Annotated in this window: 1 protein-coding gene; it reads left to right on the top strand. The window is 50.7% G+C overall.

Features of this window, described 5'->3' with window-relative positions; all coding sequences use genetic code 11:
• Positions 1-2 precede the first annotated feature (2 nt).
• Positions 3-758 (top strand): DUF4249 family protein, encoded by a 756-nt coding sequence (locus tag D6694_15170; GenBank protein RMH34549.1) that lies wholly within the window; start codon positions 3-5, stop codon positions 756-758.
• Positions 759-1,047 lie beyond the last annotated feature (289 nt).

The following is a 1,047-nucleotide window of genomic DNA, read 5'->3' on the forward strand; positions in this document are numbered from 1 at the left end:
TGTTGTTGGCAGACGTCAGAAGGGCGCACGACGTACGTGCGTATTGGGACACAGGGGGCGGGATTTCCGCTATTTTACCAGATCGTTACGAGGTCTTTGTTTATCGCAATGGCGATTTGCTTTGTGGTCCTTTCGCCTTTGATCAGTTGTTATCTGGCCCCTATCATAAATCTTGTTTGCTCGACTTCCCCGTGCCGTCCACACCCGATACTTATGAATTGATAGTGGAAATGGAGGACTATGGACGGCTGCGCGCTGTGCAGCAAATGCCTCGTTGTGTGCCTCTTGATACGCTGATAGTGCAATCGTTGGAGTCAGATTCGATTTCCAGTTTCTTTTCCGGAGTAATCGAAATCCGCTTCACGGATCCTGTGGGAGAAGCCAACTTTTATGAGATCACAGTGAAAGACAGTTGCAAGTCGCTTGTTCCGGGTGACGTCGGTGTGGTATCACTAGACCACAAAGGCTTGGTCGGTGCCTCAACGCGCGTCATTCTCAGTGATGACGATTGGGATGGCCAGCAGGTGTCTCTACTTCTTGGCTTTGAGGAGCGCCTCGGTAGCAATTATAGTGGATGTGATTTGTGGTTAGAGTTCATTTCCATTACGGAAGACAGATACCGCTACATGAAAACCCTCACACTGGCCTACGAGTCGTATAACAATCCCTTTGCCGAACCAGTGCTCATCCATTATAACATCGAGAATGGCTTGGGACTCTTTAGCGCCGAATGCCCTTTTATCTATGAGTTATACTGATCGCGTTGTGGTGCCAGACTGTGTCATGCCTTGAAGAGAAGTGCACGTTTGCGAAGCCCACGTTTGCGAAGCCTCTCAGGCTTCGTAAACGTGGACCAACCAAACCCGACACCACCCACCCCCACAACCCAACCGCCACAGGCCGCATCATGACGAGGTAGAATCATGTCTGCGAATGATGTCGCACTTACTGATGCCATACATGCCGAATGCCCCTTCGAACGCGGGCACACGCTGTCGTGCGGCAATTCTTTGTCGCCTAATGCTTGTGGGAAGACAGAGGGGAAAA

It is taken from the genome of Gammaproteobacteria bacterium (assembly GCA_003696665.1).
In the GTDB taxonomy this organism is placed as follows: Bacteria; Pseudomonadota; Gammaproteobacteria; order Enterobacterales.